20 protein-coding genes are annotated in these 19,123 nt (G+C 60.6%); 15 read left to right on the top strand and 5 right to left on the bottom strand.

The genetic code is table 11. The features are described 5' to 3' along the window. Positions 1–30: 30 nt before the first annotated feature. Positions 31–321 carry a DUF3565 domain-containing protein gene (locus P3S72_RS04775; RefSeq protein ID WP_345894152.1) on the bottom strand — a complete coding sequence of 97 codons (291 nt, stop codon included), beginning with the start codon at positions 319–321 and terminating at the stop codon, positions 31–33. On the opposite strand from P3S72_RS04775, the gene P3S72_RS04780 reads away from it, so the two are divergent. Continuing rightward, a complete protein-coding gene (locus tag P3S72_RS04780; protein ID WP_276196460.1) occupies positions 320–805 on the top strand; it encodes a peptidylprolyl isomerase in 486 nt (161 codons plus the stop codon). The two genes, P3S72_RS04775 and P3S72_RS04780, sit on opposite strands and share 2 nt — an antisense overlap. Before the next feature lie 172 nt (positions 806–977). Here P3S72_RS04780 and rpsT read toward each other — a convergent pair whose 3' ends face one another. Then, positions 978–1,256 carry a 30S ribosomal protein S20 gene (gene rpsT, locus P3S72_RS04785; protein WP_029292043.1) on the bottom strand — a complete coding sequence of 93 codons (279 nt, stop codon included), beginning with the start codon at positions 1,254–1,256 and terminating at the stop codon, positions 978–980. 253 nt (positions 1,257–1,509) lie between these two features. On the opposite strand from rpsT, the gene murJ reads away from it, so the two are divergent. From murJ to ispH, 6 genes are all read left to right on the top strand, one after another. Then, complete coding sequence (murJ, locus tag P3S72_RS04790; protein ID WP_276196461.1) at positions 1,510–3,048, top strand: murein biosynthesis integral membrane protein MurJ; 1,539 nt, start codon at positions 1,510–1,512, stop codon at positions 3,046–3,048. Between the two features lie 120 nt (positions 3,049–3,168). Continuing rightward, on the top strand, positions 3,169–4,107 hold the full coding sequence (ribF, locus tag P3S72_RS04795) for a bifunctional riboflavin kinase/FAD synthetase (RefSeq protein ID WP_247396700.1): 939 nt from the start codon (positions 3,169–3,171) through the stop codon (positions 4,105–4,107). Between the two features lie 14 nt (positions 4,108–4,121). Further along, positions 4,122–6,953 (top strand): isoleucine--tRNA ligase, encoded by a 2,832-nt coding sequence (gene ileS, locus P3S72_RS04800; protein WP_276196462.1) that lies wholly within the window; start codon positions 4,122–4,124, stop codon positions 6,951–6,953. Further along, positions 6,946–7,455, top strand: coding sequence for a signal peptidase II (gene lspA / locus P3S72_RS04805; protein ID WP_247396698.1), 510 nt, complete (start codon positions 6,946–6,948; stop codon positions 7,453–7,455). The genes ileS and lspA overlap by 8 nt, the downstream gene beginning before the upstream one ends. A gap of 7 nt (positions 7,456–7,462) precedes the next feature. Then, positions 7,463–7,900 carry a peptidylprolyl isomerase gene (locus P3S72_RS04810; RefSeq protein ID WP_247396717.1) on the top strand — a complete coding sequence of 146 codons (438 nt, stop codon included), beginning with the start codon at positions 7,463–7,465 and terminating at the stop codon, positions 7,898–7,900. Between the two features lie 193 nt (positions 7,901–8,093). After that, the gene (gene ispH, locus P3S72_RS04815; RefSeq protein WP_276196463.1) at positions 8,094–9,041 is read left to right on the top strand and encodes a 4-hydroxy-3-methylbut-2-enyl diphosphate reductase; all 948 of its coding nucleotides are present in this window, start codon (positions 8,094–8,096) and stop codon (positions 9,039–9,041) included. Here ispH and P3S72_RS04820 read toward each other — a convergent pair. Further along, complete coding sequence (locus tag P3S72_RS04820) at positions 8,995–9,576, bottom strand: GspH/FimT family protein (RefSeq protein ID WP_276196464.1); 582 nt, start codon at positions 9,574–9,576, stop codon at positions 8,995–8,997. The two genes, ispH and P3S72_RS04820, sit on opposite strands and share 47 nt — an antisense overlap. Before the next feature lie 206 nt (positions 9,577–9,782). Here P3S72_RS04820 and pilV point away from each other — a divergent pair, with 206 nt between their 5' ends. From pilV to thiO, 5 genes are all read left to right on the top strand, one after another. Further along, positions 9,783–10,268 (top strand): type IV pilus modification protein PilV, encoded by a 486-nt coding sequence (gene pilV / locus P3S72_RS04825; RefSeq protein ID WP_276196465.1) that lies wholly within the window; start codon positions 9,783–9,785, stop codon positions 10,266–10,268. Then, entirely contained in the window at positions 10,265–10,972 is a 708-nt protein-coding gene (locus tag P3S72_RS04830) for a prepilin-type N-terminal cleavage/methylation domain-containing protein (RefSeq protein WP_276196466.1), read from the top strand. The genes pilV and P3S72_RS04830 overlap by 4 nt, the downstream gene beginning before the upstream one ends. 7 nt (positions 10,973–10,979) lie before the next feature. Further along, complete coding sequence (locus P3S72_RS04835; protein WP_276196467.1) at positions 10,980–11,510, top strand: PilX N-terminal domain-containing pilus assembly protein; 531 nt, start codon at positions 10,980–10,982, stop codon at positions 11,508–11,510. A gap of 11 nt (positions 11,511–11,521) precedes the next feature. Next, positions 11,522–11,923, top strand: a complete 402-nt coding sequence (locus P3S72_RS04840) for a type IV pilin protein (RefSeq protein WP_276196468.1) — start codon at positions 11,522–11,524, stop codon at positions 11,921–11,923. A gap of 62 nt (positions 11,924–11,985) precedes the next feature. Beyond that, entirely contained in the window at positions 11,986–13,095 is a 1,110-nt protein-coding gene (gene thiO / locus P3S72_RS04845; RefSeq protein ID WP_276196469.1) for a glycine oxidase ThiO, read from the top strand. Here the strand turns inward: thiO and P3S72_RS04850 are convergent. Both P3S72_RS04850 and P3S72_RS04855 read right to left on the bottom strand, forming a co-directional pair. After that, positions 13,082–13,315: a PP0621 family protein gene (locus P3S72_RS04850; protein WP_253393346.1), complete on the bottom strand. Its 234-nt coding sequence runs from the start codon at positions 13,313–13,315 to the stop codon at positions 13,082–13,084. The two genes, thiO and P3S72_RS04850, sit on opposite strands and share 14 nt — an antisense overlap. A 126-nt stretch (positions 13,316–13,441) precedes the next feature. Further along, positions 13,442–14,467 (bottom strand): outer membrane protein assembly factor BamD, encoded by a 1,026-nt coding sequence (locus P3S72_RS04855; RefSeq protein ID WP_276196470.1) that lies wholly within the window; start codon positions 14,465–14,467, stop codon positions 13,442–13,444. A 149-nt stretch (positions 14,468–14,616) separates the two neighbouring features. Here P3S72_RS04855 and rluD point away from each other — a divergent pair, with 149 nt between their 5' ends. The 3 genes from rluD to clpB all read left to right on the top strand — a co-directional run bounded on the left by rluD (position 14,617) and on the right by clpB (position 18,997). Further along, positions 14,617–15,579 carry a 23S rRNA pseudouridine(1911/1915/1917) synthase RluD gene (rluD, locus tag P3S72_RS04860; RefSeq protein ID WP_247396680.1) on the top strand — a complete coding sequence of 321 codons (963 nt, stop codon included), beginning with the start codon at positions 14,617–14,619 and terminating at the stop codon, positions 15,577–15,579. After that, positions 15,576–16,301, top strand: a complete 726-nt coding sequence (pgeF, locus tag P3S72_RS04865) for a peptidoglycan editing factor PgeF (RefSeq protein ID WP_276196471.1) — start codon at positions 15,576–15,578, stop codon at positions 16,299–16,301. Before rluD ends, pgeF begins: the two co-directional genes overlap by 4 nt. Positions 16,302–16,432: 131 nt before the next feature. Continuing rightward, entirely contained in the window at positions 16,433–18,997 is a 2,565-nt protein-coding gene (gene clpB / locus P3S72_RS04870) for an ATP-dependent chaperone ClpB (protein ID WP_276196472.1), read from the top strand. The last annotated feature ends 126 nt before the right edge of the window (positions 18,998–19,123 follow it).

A 19,123-nucleotide genomic window follows, 5' to 3' on the forward strand; every position in this document is an offset into this window, starting at 1 on the left:
CCTACCGGGAATCAGGCGCCAAGGTTATCGTTATTCGCGCTCCTGCGCACACCAGCCGCAGGCAAAGGGCTGGCCTATTTTTTCCAGGCGGTGTGCGGGGTCGAGTACCCAGGTGCGCGATTGCCAGGGCGGCTGGTGGCGCAGGTGTTGGGTGTGGCCGCAGGACAGCTCGGCAACCCAGTGCCCGTCGTCGTCCTGGTGGAATCCGAGGATGACGGCGACCGTTGATCGACCCCGTCCGTCCGGGTTCTGTTCGCTTTCGGGCAAATCCTTGTTTAGACTTGTCCGTTCTTCATTCTTATGCAAAAGGTCTCGCCCCATGACGATCGCCGCTAACAAGGCAGTCTCCATCGACTATACCCTGACCAACGACGCTGGTGAGGTCATCGACAGCTCAGCCGGCGGCGCGCCGCTGGTCTACCTGCAAGGCGCAGGCAACATTATCCCGGGCCTGGAAAACGCTCTGGTCGGCAAGAGCGTCGGTGATGAACTGACCGTTGTCGTAGAGCCTGAAAATGCTTACGGCGAATACTCCGCCGAACTGGTCAGCACCCTGAGCCGCAGCATGTTCGAAGGTGTCGACGAACTGGAAGTGGGCATGCAGTTCCACGCTTCCGCGCCGGACGGCCAAATGCAGATCGTGACCATCCGTGACCTGGACGGCGACGACGTCACCGTCGACGGTAACCACCCTCTGGCAGGTCAGCGCCTGAACTTCCAAGTGAAGATCGTGGCCATCCGCGAGGCTTCCGAGGAAGAAGTCGCCCACGGCCACGTGCACGGTGAAGGCGGTCATCACCACTGATTGATGTGTTGATCAGGTGGTAGCCAAAACGCCCCGACTGGTTCGGGGCGTTTTTTTTGTGCGCGCAATAAAGAACAGCGATTTATTGCGCCCAAACAAAAATGCCCCGGACCTTTCGGTACGGGGCATTTCTTAACTGTTACGCAGGTAAACCGGCGTGGCAGTTTATCGCTTAGGCTGCAACAGCAAGGTTCAGAGCCTTGATGTGGCCATTCAAACGACCTTTATGGCGAGCAGCTTTGTTCTTGTGGATGATGCCTTTATCGGCCATGCGGTCGATAACTGGCACAGCCAGAACGTAAGCAGCTTGAGCTTTTTCAGCGTCTTTTGCGTCAATGGCCTTAACTACATTCTTGATGTAGGTACGAACCATGGAACGCAGGCTGGCGTTGTGGCTGCGACGCTTCTCAGCCTGTTTTGCACGTTTTTTGGCGGAAGGTGTGTTGGCCACCGTCGAGCTCCTCGAAAGACTTTTTAGGAAATAGCAAACAAAATAGGCCGCGAATCATGCCGATGAGTTGATGGGTTGTCAAGGGCGGCTGATGCGAACTGCTGAGTGGTCGATCTGAAGAGGCGGGTGATTTATTTCCGGCGCTTGACCTGTAAACTCGCGAGCTTTGGCGCTGTGCTGTTGCAGGCGCGCAGTATCGCATAAGTAGGCGCGTAGTTCGCCTGCTCTTTATCTATAGGCGCAAACTCTTTCAATGAATCTGCTCAAATCGTTGGCTGCCGTCAGCTCAATCACGATGATCTCCAGGGTTTTGGGGTTTGTGCGTGACACCCTGCTGGCGCGCATTTTTGGCGCCAGCATGGCCACGGATGCGTTCTTTATTGCCTTTAAACTGCCCAACCTGTTGCGGCGGGTCTTCGCCGAGGGCGCGTTTTCCCAGGCGTTCGTGCCGATCCTGGCGGAATACAAGACGCAGCAGGGCGAGGAGGCGACCCGCACATTTATCGCCTATGTCTCGGGCCTGCTGACCCTTGTGCTGATGCTGGTGACCCTGGTTGGCATGCTCGCCGCGCCCTGGGTGATCTGGGCCACGGCGCCCGGGTTTGCCAATACGCCGGAAAAATTCGCGCTGACCACTGATCTGCTGCGGGTGACTTTCCCCTACATATTGCTGATCTCCCTGTCCTCCCTGGCCGGCGCCATCCTCAATACCTGGAACCGTTTCTCGGTGCCGGCGTTCGTGCCGACCCTGCTTAACGTCAGCATGATTATTTTTGCGCTGTTCCTCACGCCCTACTTCGATCCGCCGGTCATGGCCCTGGGCTGGGCGGTATTGGCCGGTGGCCTGGCGCAATTGCTCTACCAACTGCCGCACCTGAAAAAGATCGGCATGCTCGTGTTGCCGCGCCTGAACCTCAAGGACACCGGCGTCTGGCGCGTGATGCGCAATATGCTGCCGGCGATCCTCGGGGTGTCGGTCAGCCAGATTTCCCTGATCATCAACACCGCGTTTGCGTCGCTGCTGGTGTCCGGTTCGGTGTCGTGGATGTATTACGCCGATCGCTTGATGGAGCTGCCGTCCGGCGTCCTCGGCGTGGCCCTGGGCACGATTTTGCTGCCGACGCTGGCGCGTACCTACGCGAGCAAGGACCGCCAGGAATACTCGCGCATTCTCGATTGGGGTTTGCGCCTGTGCTTCGTGCTGGTGTTGCCGTGTTCCCTGGCGCTGGGAATCCTGGCCGAGCCACTGACGGTGTCGTTATTCCAGTACGGGCAATTCAGCGCGCACGATGCCTTGATGACCCAGCATGCGCTGATCGCCTACTCCGTCGGTCTGCTCGGCATCATCGTGATCAAAGTGCTGGCGCCGGGTTTCTACGCCCAGCAAAACATCCGCACGCCGGTGAAGATCGCGATCTTCACGCTGATCGTCACGCAGTTGCTCAACTTGGTGTTTATCGGCCCGCTGGCCCACGCCGGCCTGGCCTTGGCCATCAGCGCCGGTGCCTGCATCAATGCCGGCCTGCTGTTTTACCAACTGCGCAAACAGCAGATGTTCCAGCCGCAATCGGGCTGGGGGATATTTGCCCTCAAGCTGCTGGTGGCGGTGGCGATGATGTCGGCGGTATTGCTGGGCCTGATGCACTTCATGCCGGCCTGGGATCAAGGCCATATGCTCGAGCGCTTCCTGCGCCTGGGCGTGCTGGTGGTGGCGGGCGTGGTGGTGTACTTCGGCATGTTGCTGCTGCAAGGTTTCCGCCTGCGGGATTTCAATCGCAAGGCGCTGGGTTAGAGGGTTTGCCGCGATAAAACCGGTGTTTTATCGATTCCATCCGTTTTGCCCTGCGCTGTTGCCTGTGATCCGGGGCCGGGTGTGGTTATAATCGACCACTTTATGAGCAAGAAGCGCGTTATGCAGCTGGTTCGAGGTCTCCACAACCTGCGCCCCCAGCATCGGGGCTGCGTCGCCACTATTGGCAACTTTGACGGTGTACACCGTGGCCACCAGGCTATCCTGGCCCGGCTGCGCGAGCGTGCGGTCGAGTTGGGCGTGCCCAGCTGCGTGGTGATTTTTGAGCCACAGCCGCGGGAATTCTTTACCCCGGAAACGGCACCGGCGCGCCTGGCCCGCTTGCGCGACAAGCTGCAACTGTTGGCGGAGGAGGGCGTGGACCGTGTGCTGTGCCTGGCCTTCAACCAGCGTTTGCGCAGCCTCAGCGCCGCCGAGTTCGTCGACCGTATCCTGGTGGATGGCTTGGGCGTGCAGCATCTGGAGGTCGGCGACGACTTCCGCTTTGGGTGTGACCGGGTCGGCGATTTCGATTTCCTGCAACACGCTGGCGTGACCCAGGGTTTTACCGTCGAAGCCGCGCAAACCGTCGAACTGGACGGCCTGCGCGTGAGCAGTACCCAGGTGCGTAATGCCCTGGCTGCCGCCGACTTCGCCTTGGCTGAGCGTTTGCTCGGTCGCCCGTTCCGCATTGTCGGGCGGGTATTGCACGGCCAGAAGCTGGCGCGCCAACTGGGCACGCCAACCGCTAACGTGCAGCTCAAGCGCCGTCGTGTGCCGCTGACCGGGGTTTACCTGGTGAGTGTCGACATCGACGGCCAATCGTGGCCGGGAGTCGCCAATATAGGCGTCAGGCCCACGGTTGCAGGTGATGGCAAGGCCCACCTGGAAGTTCACCTTTTGGATTTTGCCGGGGATTTATATGACCGGCGTTTGACGGTGGTTTTCCACCAGAAGCTGCGTGAAGAGCAGCGTTTCGCCTCCCTTGAGGCGTTGAAAACGGCGATCAATGCGGATGTCGCCGCCGCCCGTGCCCTAGCCGCACCTAGCGCCCATCGCTAACCGAAGAGCCTTAAATGACCGACTATAAAGCCACGCTAAACCTTCCGGACACCGCCTTCCCAATGAAGGCCGGCCTGCCACAGCGCGAACCGCAGATCCTGCAGCGCTGGGACAGTATTGGCCTGTACGGAAAGTTGCGCGAGATTGGCAAGGATCGTCCGAAATTCGTCCTGCACGACGGCCCTCCTTATGCCAACGGCACGATTCACATCGGTCATGCGCTGAACAAAATTCTCAAGGACATGATCATCCGCTCGAAGACCCTTTCGGGTTTCGACGCGCCTTATGTCCCGGGCTGGGACTGCCACGGCCTGCCGATCGAACACAAAGTCGAAGTGACCCACGGCAAGAACCTGGGCGCCGATAAAACCCGCGAACTGTGCCGTGCCTATGCCACCGAGCAGATCGAAGGGCAGAAGTCCGAGTTCATCCGCCTGGGTGTCCTGGGCGACTGGGCCAACCCGTACAAAACCATGGACTTCAAGAACGAAGCCGGTGAAATCCGCGCCTTGGCCGAAATCGTCAAGGGCGGTTTCGTGTTCAAGGGCCTCAAGCCCGTGAACTGGTGCTTCGACTGCGGTTCGGCCCTGGCTGAGGCGGAAGTCGAGTACGAAGACAAGAAGTCCTCGACCATCGACGTGGCCTTCCCGATCGCCGACGACGCCAAGCTGGCCGAGGCCTTTGGCCTGGCAAGCCTGGCCAAGCCGGCCGCCATCGTGATCTGGACCACCACCCCGTGGACCATCCCCGCCAACCAGGCGCTGAACGTACACCCGGAATTCACCTACGCCCTGGTGGATGTCGGTGATCGCCTGCTGGTGCTGGCCGAAGAGATGGTCGAGGCCTGCCTGGCTCGCTACGAACTGCAAGGTTCGGTGATCGCCACCACCACCGGCACCGCGCTGGAGTTGATCAATTTCCGTCACCCGTTCTACGACCGCCTGTCGCCGGTGTACCTGGCTGACTATGTTGAACTGGGCGCCGGCACCGGCATCGTTCACTCCGCTCCTGCTTACGGCGTAGACGACTTCGTGACCTGCAAGGCTTACGGCATGGTCAACGACGACATCTTGAATCCGGTACAGAGCAACGGTGTTTATGCGCCGTCCCTGGAATTCTTCGGCGGCCAGTTCATCTTCAAGGCCAACCAGCCGATCATCGACAAGCTCTCGGAAGTCGGCGCGCTGCTGCACACCGAGACCATCAAGCACAGCTACATGCACTGCTGGCGCCACAAGACCCCGCTGATCTACCGCGCCACCGCGCAGTGGTTTATCGGAATGGATAAAGAACCGACCAGCGGCGACACCCTGCGTAACCGCGCGATCAAAGCCATCGAAGGCACCAAGTTCGTCCCGACCTGGGGCCAGGCGCGCTTGCACTCAATGATCGCCAACCGTCCGGACTGGTGCATCTCCCGCCAGCGCAACTGGGGCGTGCCGATCCCGTTTTTCCTCAATAAGGAAAGCGGCGAGTTGCACCCGCGTACCGTCGAACTGATGGAAGTCGTGGCCCAGCGCGTTGAGCAGGAAGGCATCGAAGCCTGGTTCAAGCTGGACGCCGCCGAGCTGCTGGGCGACGAAGCGCCGCTGTACGACAAGATCAGCGACACCCTCGATGTGTGGTTCGACTCCGGCACCACCCATTGGCACGTGCTGCGCGGTTCGCACCCGATGGGTCACGAAACCGGCCCGCGCGCCGACCTGTACCTGGAAGGTTCGGACCAGCACCGTGGCTGGTTCCACTCCTCGCTGCTGACCGGTTGTGCCATCGACGACCACGCACCGTACCGCGAACTGCTGACCCACGGTTTCACCGTCGACGAAAACGGCCGCAAGATGTCCAAGTCCCTGGGCAACGTGATCGCGCCGCAAAAGGTCAACGACACCCTGGGCGCCGACATCATGCGCCTGTGGGTCGCCTCGACCGATTATTCGGGCGAGATGGCCGTGTCTGAGCAGATCCTGCAGCGCAGCGCCGATGCCTACCGTCGTATCCGTAATACCGCACGCTTCATGCTGTCGAACCTGACCGGTTTCAACCCGGCCACCGACATCCTGCCGGCCGAGGAAATGCTCGCCCTGGACCGTTGGGCCGTGGACCGTACCCTGTTGCTGCAACGCGAGTTGCAGGAGCACTACGGTGAATACCGCTTCTGGAACGTCTATTCGAAGATTCACAACTTCTGCGTGCAGGAGCTGGGCGGTTTCTACCTCGACATTATCAAGGACCGCCAGTACACCACCGGCGCTAACAGCAAGGCGCGCCGCTCGGCGCAGACCGCGCTGTATCACATCTCCGAAGCGTTGGTGCGCTGGATCGCGCCGATCCTGGCCTTCACCGCCGACGAACTGTGGGAATACCTGCCGGGCGAGCGTAACGAGTCCGTGATGCTCAACACCTGGTACGAAGGCCTGACCGAACTGCCGGCCGACTTCGAATTGGGCCGCGCATACTGGGAAGGCGTGATGGCGGTGAAGGTTGCCGTGAACAAGGAGCTGGAAGTCCAGCGTGCGGCCAAGGCCGTCGGTGGCAACCTGCAAGCCGAAGTCACCCTGTTTGCCGAGGAAGGCCTGAGCGCCGACCTGGCCAAGCTGAGCAACGAACTGCGCTTCGTGCTGATCACCTCCACTGCGAGCCTGGCGCCATTCGCCCAGGCCCCGGCGGACGCCGTGGCCACCGAAGTACCTGGCCTGAAGCTCAAAGTCGTCAAATCGGCCTTCCCCAAGTGCGCCCGTTGCTGGCACTGCCGTGAAGATGTCGGCGTGAACCCTGAGCATCCGGAAATCTGCGGTCGTTGCGTCGACAACATCTCTGGTGCTGGCGAGGTTCGCCACTATGCCTAACGCCAGTCGTTTCGGACGTCTTGGCTGGCTCGTATTGAGCGTGCTGGTCCTGGTCATCGACCAGGTCAGCAAGGCTCACTTCGAGGGCACCCTGGAGATGTTCCAGCAAATCGTGGTGATCCCGGATTACTTCAGCTGGACCCTGGCCTATAACACCGGCGCGGCGTTCAGCTTCCTTGCCGATGGCGGCGGCTGGCAGCGCTGGTTGTTCGCCCTGATCGCCGTGGTGGTCAGTGCGGTGCTGGTGGTCTGGCTCAAGCGCCTGGGTCGCGATGACACCTGGCTGGCCATCGCCTTGGCACTGGTGCTGGGTGGTGCACTGGGCAACCTGTACGACCGCATCGCCTTGGGCCATGTGATCGATTTCATTCTGGTGCATTGGCAGAATCGCCATTACTTCCCGGCGTTCAATTTTGCTGACAGCGCCATCACCGTCGGTGCAATCATGCTGGCACTCGATATGTTCAAAAGTAAGAAAACCGGAGAGACCGTTCATGACTGATCAGGTATTGGCTGAACAACGCATCGGCCAGAACACGGAAGTCACCTTGCATTTCGCATTGCGCCTGGAGAATGGCGACACGGTCGACAGCACGTTCGACAAATCCCCGGCTACCTTCAAGGTGGGCGATGGCAACCTGCTGCCGGGTTTTGAAGCGGCCCTGTTCGGCTTCAAGGCTGGCGACAAGCGCACCCTGCAGATCCTGCCGGAAAACGCCTTTGGCCAGCCCAACCCGCAGAACGTACAGATCATCCCGCGTTCGCAGTTCCAGGACATGGACCTGTCGGAAGGCCTGTTGGTGATTTTTAACGATGCGGCGAATACCGAGCTGCCGGGTGTGGTCAAAGCCTTCGATGATGCGCAAGTGACCATCGACTTCAACCACCCGTTGTCCGGTAAAACCTTGACGTTTGACGTAGAAATCTTCGACGTTAAAGCGCTCTAACCGACAACGCGGTTCAAAATGTGGGATCGGGCTTGCTCGCGATTGCTGACTGACATTCAGTAAATCTGTTGGCTGATACACCGCTATCGCGAGCAAGCCCGCTCCCACATTTGCCCGCATCGTTATATAGAGATCAGCCGCGCCCGCGGTTGCAATGATCCAATTTCTTGCGCTGCAAGACACGAGGCACAGCATGCAAATCAAACTCGCCAACCCCCGTGGCTTCTGCGCCGGCGTGGACCGGGCGATCGAAATCGTCAACCGCGCCCTGGAAGTCTTCGGGCCGCCGATCTACGTGCGCCATGAAGTCGTCCACAACAAATTCGTGGTCGAAGACTTGCGCGCTCGCGGCGCCATCTTTGTCGAAGAACTCGATCAGGTGCCGGACGACGTCATCGTAATCTTCAGTGCCCATGGCGTATCCCAGGCGGTACGTACCGAAGCGGCAGGCCGCGGCCTGAAAGTATTCGATGCCACCTGCCCGTTGGTCACCAAGGTGCATATCGAAGTCGCGCGCTACAGCCGCGATGGCCGTGAATGCATCCTGATCGGCCACGCCGGCCACCCGGAAGTCGAAGGCACCATGGGCCAGTACGACGGCAGCAACGGTGGCGCGATCTACCTGGTGGAAGACGAAAAAGACGTCGCCAGCTTGCAGGTACACAACCCTGAGCGTTTGGCCTTCGTCACACAGACCACTTTGTCCATGGATGACACCAGCCGGGTGATCGATGCCCTGCGCACACGCTTCCCTGCGATCGGCGGCCCACGCAAGGACGACATCTGCTACGCCACGCAAAACCGCCAGGATGCGGTCAAGCAACTGGCCGATGAATGTGATGTGGTGTTGGTTGTCGGCAGCCCTAACAGCTCCAACTCCAACCGCCTGCGTGAACTGGCTGAACGCATGGCCACGCCGGCGTACCTGATCGACGGCGCCGAGGACATGCAGCGCAACTGGTTCGATGGCGTCGAGCGTATCGGCATCACGGCGGGCGCCTCGGCGCCGGAAGTCCTGGTGCGCGGCGTGATCCAACAGTTGCAGGCCTGGGGCGCCACAGGTGCCGATGAGTTGGCCGGTCGTGAGGAGAACATCACTTTCTCCATGCCCAAGGAGCTGCGGGTTCGTTCGCTGCTCTGAGTCCCAGGGTGTCGAGCGAGCCCTGGCATAATGCCTGCTCGGTTTTATCTCGGCGCAGGCTGATGCGCCCGCTGGGGGCCAGCACTACTTGAAACAGGCTTTGTGCCTGGTCCGTGGCGCATACATGCACGGTGCCGGCACGAAAGCCCCCGCCAGCAAAGACCGGCTCGCCTAGCCCGCTGAAGCGTACCTGGCTCCTGACCGGTCCATTGCCCACGATCTGCACGCGCCCATTGTCCTGGTGCTCCAGCAGCACGGGATTATCGTCGTCCAGATGGCCGCGCCCGCTCAGATCCACGATCACCCGCCAGCCTCGGCTCCAATCATCGTCCACGGCATGCATGACTACCGTCCGGTTGCGTGCGATGGCTTCGGTGCGCGCATAGCGCAGGCCGCCAACCAACGACTGGGCAGCGCTTTGTCGCTGCTGGGATTCCAGCAAGCCCCTGAAACTGGGTACCGCCAACTGCGCAAGGATGCCGCTCAGGATAAGCCCGAGCAGTAGCTCGATCAGTGTGAAACCTCGCTGTGTCATGTGCCGTCCCTCCGTGGACGTGATGGATTCTCAGATGGCATGCCTAGGTATAGCGTCCAGCTCGTGGTGTTGAATGCTGGCCTTTATGTCCAAAGTATTTCCCTTTGTTCCGGGAGCAGCGCAGGCCAAAAACCGGCGCTAGTCTTGGGCCGCACAGCAGGGTTTTCCTGCTTTTTTTCCGGCCTTCGATAGGGATGACGACGGTAATGCTTGCTTGCCCGACTGCCTTTTTTCGACCTTTAACTGCCCACCACCAAACCGGCATGACCCTGATCGAGGTGGTGGTGGCGGTGCTGATTCTCGTGATCGGCCTGTTGGGGGTCGCGGTGGTCCAGCTCGCCGCGCTCAAGTACACCGACAGCTCGCGGATGGCCAGCCAGGCGAGCTTTATCGTCTACGACATGCTGGACCGTATTCGCGCCAACTCCGGCGCCGACTACTCGTGGGCGCGAAGCGAGCGTGCGCCACCGTTCACGTCGACGGCCAGTGTGCGTGACCTCGACCTGCACGATTTCGAGGCCAATATCATCGGTTTCGCCGGCGATAGCGGCAGTGGCTCGGTGGTCGTGCGTGCCAATGAAGTGATCGTCAGCATCAGTTGGGATGACGCCCGGGGGGCAAAAAATGCAGGGGCGAGGGAAACGTTCACGCTCGCCAGTCGCGTCGCCGACGAATCGCAGGTGATGCAATGAAGCGGCGGGTGCTGGGTTTCAGCTTGCTGGAGTTGCTGCTGGCATTGACGCTTGGGCTGGTGCTGAGCCTCGGGGTCAGCCAAGTCGCCATCAGCGCTCGAACGACCCATGCCAGCCAGCAGGCCGCCATGCTGCTGCAGGATGATGCGCGGTTTGCGCTCGGCAAACTGATTCAGGACATTCGCCTGGCGGGCATGTTTGGTTGCCTGGATACGGCGTTGATCGAAGGTGCGCCGTTGGCCTTCGAACGGCCCATCAGTTGGAGTGCCACGGGCGCTTCAAGGTCGCTGACCCTGGTTAGCGCCGAGGTCGGTGAGGACGGCGGCAAGCCGGATTGGACTGTGTTGTCCGACTGCTCAGGTTCCGCCCACGCTTATGCCGGCACCCCACCCCCTGCTGCGCCGGGGCAGATACGCTTTGCGATACGTCAGCTTACCTACACCTACGAGGCTGGCCAGTTGAAAGTCAGCACCCCGGCAGCTCCGGCCAAGACAGTACTGGTGGACAACGTGCAGGCGTTCGAGATCAGTTTCGGCGTGGCGGCCAAGCCTGACTCGACGCATGTGGTGCGATATGACCCCGGCCCGGCCGACGAATCGCTGATACGCAGTGTGCGCATCCTGTTGACGCTGCAAGACCCGGCAGGGTTGGTGAAGGCGCAAACCTGGAGCGTGGTTGCGGCGCTGCGTAACCGGCTGGGGTAGGGCGACCATGGCGCTGTTTCGCATTGTTGAACGACGGCAGGCGGGCATGGTGCTGCTGATCAGTCTGGTGTTCCTGTTGTTGCTATCGCTGATCGGATTGTCTTCGATGCAAGGTGCGGTGTCCCAGCAGAAGGTCGCCAGCAGTGTCTGGCACCGCAACCAGTCGCTGCAAAGTGCCGAAAGTGGCCTGAGGCTGGGGGAGGCGAGTGTGCGTCAGGCCGGTGGTGCGGGGCCTGTGTGCTCGTCGATCATCACCTGCGCGCCGCCGCGCGAGTCGTCTTCGGTGATAAGCCCTGGAACCCATCCCGTTTCGGCGGTGAACTGGGTTGCCATGAGCGGCGGTCTCTACGCTGTTCAAGCGCTCGGGCCGGCGGTGGGGCTGGTTCACTTGCCCCCGCAGATGCCGGCAATGGTGTATCGAATCACGGCGGTGGGGCTCAGTGGCCAGTCGCGCACGGTGCTGGAGGCCATGTATGCAAGGGTGGATGAAGGCGGGCGCTCGCGGTTTCGGCGAGTGATGTGGCGGCAACTTTATTAAGGAGCAGTGCAATGGGCATGGATAGCCAGGGTTTTACGTTGATTGAATTGCTGATCGCCGTAGCGATCATCGCTGTGCTGGCCGGTATCGCTTATCCGGGGTATGTCGGCCATGTAAACAGGGCCTACCGCGCGGAAGTTGTCGTGCTGTTGACCGAGCACGCTCAGCATCTGGAGCGGTATTACACGAAGAACGCCAGTTTTATTGATGCAAGCGGCGTCAGCGTTGGCAATGATCGCTATAGAATCACTGCAGTATTGAACCCTCAGGATTTCAGCCTGCTGGCCACACCTGGCGTCGACTCTGTCATGGCGGGCGACGCGTGCGGGGCATTCAGCCTGACTAGTTCCGGTGTGCGAACCAATCCGGGAGCGGCGCCGGGAATGTCACGCAAGGCGTGCTGGGGGCAGTGATGGGTGTGCTGAATGAGTGGGCGCCGAGTGCGCTTTTCCCTTTTTATCGGCTGGATCAAATGATGGCTAAGCAACAGCGAGTGGTGGTTGTCGGTGGCGGAGTAATCGGCTTGTTGACGGCGTTCAATCTGGCGACCCAGGGGCAGGCGGTCGTACTGCTGGAGCGCTCGGAGCTCGGGCAGGAGTCCTCGTGGGCAGGTGGCGGCATTGTCTCGCCACTGTATCCATGGCGCTACAGCCCGGCGGTCACGGCTTTGGCCCATTGGTCCCAGGACTTTTATCCACAACTGGCCGAGCGCTTGTTTGCTGATACCGGCGTTGACCCTCAGGTTCACACCACCGGCCTCTACTGGCTGGACCTGGAAGATGAAGCCGACGCATTGGCCTGGGCCGCGCGCGAAGGGCGACCATTGAGCAAGGTGGCTGTGTCGGCCGTCCATAATGCGGTTCCGGTGCTCGGCGGTGGCTACTCCCAGGCGATCTACATGGCGAATGTGGCGAATGTGCGCAACCCGCGCCTGATCAAATCCCTCAAGGCGGCGCTGCTGGCGCTCCCTGGCGTGACGGTTCACGAGCAGTGCGAAGTTGACGGGTTTGTGTTGGACGGCGACAACGTCGTCGGGGTGAATACGCCCACTGGGCCGGTTCTTGGTGATCAGGTCGTGCTTGCTGCGGGTGCCTGGAGTGGGGAATTGCTGGGCAAACTGGGATTGTCACTGCCGGTTGAGCCGGTCAAAGGCCAGATGATTCTGTACAAATGCGCCTCGGACTTTCTGTCGAGCATGGTCCTTGCCAAGGGACGTTATGCGATCCCCCGTCGTGACGGGCACATTCTGATTGGCAGTACCCTGGAACATCAAGGGTTCGACAAGACGCCGACCGAATCGGCGCTGGAGAGCCTGAAGGCTTCGGCCGTGGAGTTGATTCCCGCCTTGGCGGATGCCGAGGTGGTGGGCCATTGGGCGGGCCTGCGGCCAGGCTCGCCGGAAGGTATTCCCTACATCGGCCCGGTCCCTGGTTTCAACGGGCTGTGGCTCAATTGCGGGCATTACCGCAACGGCCTCGTGCTGGCGCCTGCGTCCTGCCAGTTATTCGCCGATTTGCTGCTGGAGCGCACGCCGATCATCGACCCCGCACCCTATGCGCCGGCAGGTCGGATCAACGTTGGATAGCTTTCGGCCCTTGTTCCAGGTGCGCCTGGGTGCAATACCATTCTTGCCGTGAGCTCAGTGCTCGGTCCTGCGGCAGATGCACGCCGCAGTGGGCGCAGCGCACCATCGGCGTGGCGTCGGGTTCGCCGGAGCGCTGCTGTTTGATGGCCGGGTTTTTGAATTTGCGCCAGAACCATACCGCAGCAGCAATGACGGCAATCCAGAACAGTAGACGAACCATGATGGGTAGTTTCTCGACAAGGAATGCGCCAGTTTAGCCAAGGACGCGGCAGGCGCACAGCGCAATAATGCTTGCGCATAAAAAAGGGAGCCCCGAGGGGCTCCCTTTTTACATTGCGTCGAATGATCAGTCGAACACGCCGAAGGTCATGTAGCTGAACCACGAGCGATCCTGGTTGTTGCCCAGGGCTTGGGGGGCTTCTTCTTCGATCACATTGCCATTTTCATCATGGGGCTTGAGGTCCGCAGGGATGGCTTCCTTGGCGTCCTGGTACTGCTTGATCACGTCCTGGTTGGCGCGGGTTTCGCCCGGCGGCAGCGGTGGGCGGGACTCGATGAGGCCCAGGGTGTACTTGCTCAGCCACGAATGGTTGTCGGCTTCGGCAACCTGAGGTACGAACTGGCCGTCTTGCAGGCTTGGGTGGTCCGGGTAGTTGAGTTTCAGGGTTTCCAGGCTGGTGGTCGCCAGGGCGTCCAGGTGCAGGCGCTGGTAAGCCTCGGTCATCACCGCCAGGCCGTCACCCACGGAAGGGGTTTCCTGGAAGTTTTCCACTACATAGCGACCACGGTTGGCAGCGGCCACGTAGGCCTGACGGGTCAGGTAGTAGTGAGCCACGTGGATTTCGTAGGCGGCCAGCAGGTTGCGCAAGTAGATCATGCGCTGCTTGGCGTCCGGCGCGTAGCGGCTGTTGGGGTAGCGGCTGGTTAGCTGGGCGAACTCGTTGTAGGAGTCGCGGGCAGCGCCCGGGTCACGCTTGGTCATGTCCAGCGGCAGGAAGCGCGCCAGCAGGCCCACGTCCTGGTCGAACGAGGTCAGGCCCTTGAGGTAGTAGGCGTAGTCCACGTTCGGGTGCTGCGGGTGCAGGCGGATAAAACGCTCGGCGGCGGACTTGGCAGCTTCCGGCTCGGCGTTCTTGTAGTTGGCGTAGATCAGCTCGAGCTGTGCCTGGTCGGCGTAGCGTCCGAACGGATAGCGCGACTCCAGGGCCTTCAGCTTGGCTGTGGCACTGGTGTAGCTATTATTGTCCAAGTCTTTTTGAGCTTGTTGATAAAGCTCGACTTCGCTCAGGTTTTCGTCGACGACTTCCTTTGTTGACGAGCAAGCAGCAGTCATGGCGAGGATGGCGATCAGCAGCAGGTGTTTCACTTGCATGGCGGCTTGCGTCCCTATGACGGCCGCTGTCTTGGGCGGGGCCGTCCTGTTATGATGAGCGCCCCGTTGAAAGCATCGGGGCAAAAGACGCCGTATTTAACCACAAGCGCGCAGCCGAAACCAAAGGCTGTGCCACGCCTAGTCTGAGCATGTCCGATAAAATTGAACTTCGCGCAGAGGTGCCGTCCGAATTGGGCGGCCAACGCCTCGATCAAGTCGCCGCACAATTATTCGCTGAGCACTCGCGCTCGCGCCTTTCCGCCTGGATCAAAGACGGCCGCCTGACTGTGGATGGAGCGGTTATCCGCCCGCGAGACATAGTCCATGGCGGTGCGATTCTTGAGCTGACTGCCGAGCAGGAAGCCCAGGGAGAATGGGTCGCCCAGGACATCGAGCTGGACATCGTCTATGAAGACGACGACATCCTGGTCATCAACAAACCCGCAGGCCTGGTGGTTCACCCGGCGGCCGGGCACGCTGATGGCACCTTGCTCAATGCCCTGTTGCACCACGTGCCGGACATCATCAATGTCCCGCGCTGCGGCATCGTACACCGCCTGGACAAGGACACTACCGGCTTGATGGTGGTGGCCAAGACCATTCAGGCCCAGACGCAGCTGGTTACACAGTTGCAGAGTCGCAGCGTCAGCCGGATTTACGAGTGCATCGTAATCGGCGTCGTGGTGGCGGGTGGCAAGATCAACGCGCCTATCGGCCGTCACGGCCAGCAGCGCCAGCGTATGGCGGTGATGGAAGGCGGCAAACAGGCCGTTAGCCACTACCGTGTGCTGGAGCGTTTCCGCTCCCACACCCATGTGCGGGTCAAGCTTGAAACCGGCCGTACCCACCAGATTCGCGTACACATGGCGCACATCAACTTCCCGTTGGTCGGAGATCCTGCCTACGGTGGTCGCTTCCGTATTCCGCCAGCGGCCAGTGTCACCATGGTTGAATCGCTGAAATCCTTTCCGCGCCAGGCGCTGCATGCGCGTTTCCTGGAGCTGGATCATCCGACGAGCGGTAAGCGGATGAGCTGGGAATCGCCTCTGCCGGACGATTTGGTCTGGTTGCTGTCGCTACTCAAGCAGGATCGCGAGGCATTTGTCGGGTGAGTAACTGGCTGATTCCTGACTGGCCCGCGCCGGTTCAGGTCAAGGCCTGCGTCACCACCCGTGCGGGCGGCGTCAGCCTGGCGCCGTTCGACAGCCTCAACCTGGGCGATCACGTCGAGGACAGCCCTGAGGCTGTGCTTGAGAACCGCCGTCGCCTCACCGAAGCCTTTCATATCCAGCCGGCGTGGCTGCGCCAAGTCCACGGAGTGAGCGTGGTCGAGGCCGACCCCGGGCGCATTGCCGAAGCCGATGGCAGTTGGACCAGTACGCCGGGCATCGCCTGCACCTCCATGACTGCTGATTGCTTGCCTGCGCTGTTCTGCAACCGCGCCGGCACGCGCGTCGCCGCCGCTCATGCGGGTTGGCGTGGCTTGGCCGCAGGCGTGCTGGAAGCCGCAGTCGAAAGTCTGGAAGCCGAGCCTGCCGACATACTAGTCTGGCTGGGCCCGGCCATTGGCCCGCAAGCCTTCGAAGTCGGCCCGGAAGTGCGGAAAGCGTTCGTGCAGCAACTGCCGGGCACCGCCCAGGCCTTTGTGCCCAGCCGCAATCCCGGCAAGTTCATGGCCGACATCTACCAACTGGCTCGTCTGCGCCTGGCCGCACGCGGTATCACTGCTGTTTATGGTGGCGGGCTCTGCACTGTGAGCGATCCGCGCTTCTTTTCTTATCGTCGCAGTCCACTTACGGGTCGGTTCGCCTCCCTTATTTGGCTGGAGCGCTAGACTCTTCTGATCTACGTCAATAGTTGGAAGCTTGAATCTCCCAGAATCGACCACATCTATAGTGCTATCTGGCAGGTTTCTTCATTCAGGATGTGTTTGTAGCTCCGGCCTGCTCAAAAGGAAGGTGACTAATGCGTATTGATCGTTTAACCAGTAAATTGCAATTGGCCTTATCCGACTCCCAATCCCTGGCGGTTGGCCTCGACCACCCGGCCATTGAGCCCGCCCACTTGATGCAGGCGCTCCTGGAACAGCAAGGTGGTTCTATCAAGCCCTTGCTGATGCAGGTGGGCTTCGACGTCAACAGCCTGCGCAAGGAGTTGAGCAAAGAGCTCGACCAACTGCCGAAAATCCAGAATCCTACCGGCGACGTGAATATGTCCCAGGATTTGGCGCGCCTGCTCAATCAAGCGGACCGTCTGGCCCAGCAGAAGGGCGACCAGTTCATCTCCAGCGAGCTGGTGCTGCTCGCCGCCATGGACGAAAATAGCAAGCTCGGCAAATTGTTGCTGGGCCAGGGCGTGAGCAAAAAAGCCCTGGAAAACGCCATCAACAACCTGCGTGGCGGCGAAGCGGTGAACGACCCCAACCACGAGGAGTCGCGCCAGGCCCTGGATAAATACACTGTCGACCTGACCAAGCGCGCCGAAGAAGGCAAGCTTGACCCGGTGATCGGCCGTGACGACGAAATTCGTCGCACCATCCAGGTTCTGCAGCGTCGCACCAAGAACAACCCAGTGCTGATCGGGGAGCCTGGCGTGGGTAAAACCGCGATCGCAGAGGGCTTGGCCCAGCGCATCATCAACGGTGAAGTGCCAGACGGCCTGAAAGGCAAGCGTTTGCTGTCCCTGGACATGGGATCGCTGATCGCCGGCGCCAAATTCCGTGGCGAGTTCGAAGAGCGCCTCAAATCCCTGCTTAACGAGCTGTCGAAGCAGGAAGGGCAGATCATTCTGTTTATCGACGAACTGCACACCATGGTCGGCGCTGGTAAAGGCGAAGGCTCAATGGACGCTGGCAACATGCTCAAGCCTGCCTTGGCGCGGGGCGAGTTGCACTGTGTGGGTGCCACTACGCTCAACGAATACCGCCAGTACATCGAGAAGGATGCTGCCCTTGAGCGGCGTTTCCAGAAAGTGTTGGTGGAAGAGCCGAGCGAAGAGGACACCATCGCGATCCTGCGGGGCCTGAAAGAACGCTATGAGCTCCACCATAAGGTGGCGATCACTGACGGCGCGATCATTGCGGCGGCCAAATTGAGCCATCGCTATATCACCGACCGGCAACTGCCCGACAAAGCCATCGACCTGATCGACGAAGCGGCTAGCCGTATCCGTATGGAGATCGACTCCAAGCCGGAAGTGCTCGACCGTCTGGATCGGCGCCTGATTCAGCTGAAAGTCGAATCCCAGGCACTGAAAAAAGAAGAGGACGAAGCGGCGAAAAAACGCCTGGAAAAACTCCAGGAAGAAATCCTCCGTCTGGAACGCGAGTATTCGGACCTCGAGGAAATCTGGAACGCGGAAAAAGCCGAAGTACAGGGTTCGGCGCAGATCCAGCAAAAGATCGAGCAGTCGCGCCAGGAGCTGGAAGCCGCACGCCGTAAGGGTGACCTGAACCGCATGGCCGAGTTGCAGTACGGGGTGATCCCGGACCTGGAGCGCAGCCTGCAGATGGTCGACCAGCATGGACACAGCGAGAACCAATTGCTGCGCAGCAAGGTGACCGAGGAAGAAATTGCCGAAGTCGTCTCGAAGTGGACCGGTATCCCCGTGTCGAAAATGCTCGAAGGCGAGCGCGACAAGCTGATGAAGATGGAAAGCCTGTTGCACCAGCGCGTGATCGGCCAGGAAGAGGCGGTGGTCGCGGTGTCCAACGCGGTGCGGCGTTCCCGTGCCGGGTTGTCCGACCCTAATCGTCCGAGTGGCTCGTTCATGTTCCTCGGCCCGACCGGTGTGGGTAAGACCGAGCTGTGCAAGGCCTTGGCCGAGTTCCTCTTCGATACCGAAGAGGCCATGGTACGGATCGATATGTCCGAGTTCATGGAGAAACATTCCGTGGCTCGCCTGATCGGCGCCCCACCGGGCTACGTAGGCTACGAGGAAGGCGGTTACCTGACCGAAGCGGTACGGCGTAAGCCTTACTCGGTGATCCTGCTGGATGAGGTCGAGAAGGCCCACCCGGATGTGTTCAACATCTTGCTGCAGGTGCTGGAAGATGGCCGGCTGACGGACAGCCACGGGCGTACTGTGGATTTCCGCAACACGGTGATCGTGATGACCTCCAACCTGGGCTCGACACAGATCCAGGAACTGGTGGGTGATCGTGAAGGCCAGCGCGCCGCTGTGATGGATGCGCTGACCTCGCACTTCCGCCCGGAATTCATCAACCGGGTCGATGAAGTGGTGATCTTCGAGCCGTTGGCACGGGATCAGATCGCGGGTATCACCGAGATCCAGTTGGGTCGTCTGCGCGGCCGTCTGGCCGAGCGCGAGCTGTCGCTGGAGCTGAGCCGCGAGGCGTTGGACAAGCTGATCGCGGTCGGTTACGACCCGGTGTATGGCGCACGGCCATTGAAGCGTGCGATCCAGCGCTGGATCGAAAACCCGCTGGCGCAGTTGATTCTGTCGGGCAGCTTTATGCCAGGCACCAGCGTCAAGGCCACGGTGGAAAACGACGAAATCGTCTTCCACTGAGTCCAGTCCATAGGGCTATAAAGGGAAGGCCTCGCATTGCGAGGCCTTTTTTTTCGATAGGGCGTTGAACTGTAAGGCAAAGACTTGTAAAGTGCGCCCCGCAGCAACGTCAGCCCACGGGTTTCT

Origin of the sequence: Pseudomonas sp. D3, from assembly GCF_029320995.1 — a bacterium.
GTDB classification, from domain to species: domain Bacteria; phylum Pseudomonadota; class Gammaproteobacteria; order Pseudomonadales; family Pseudomonadaceae; genus Aquipseudomonas; species Aquipseudomonas paraveronii.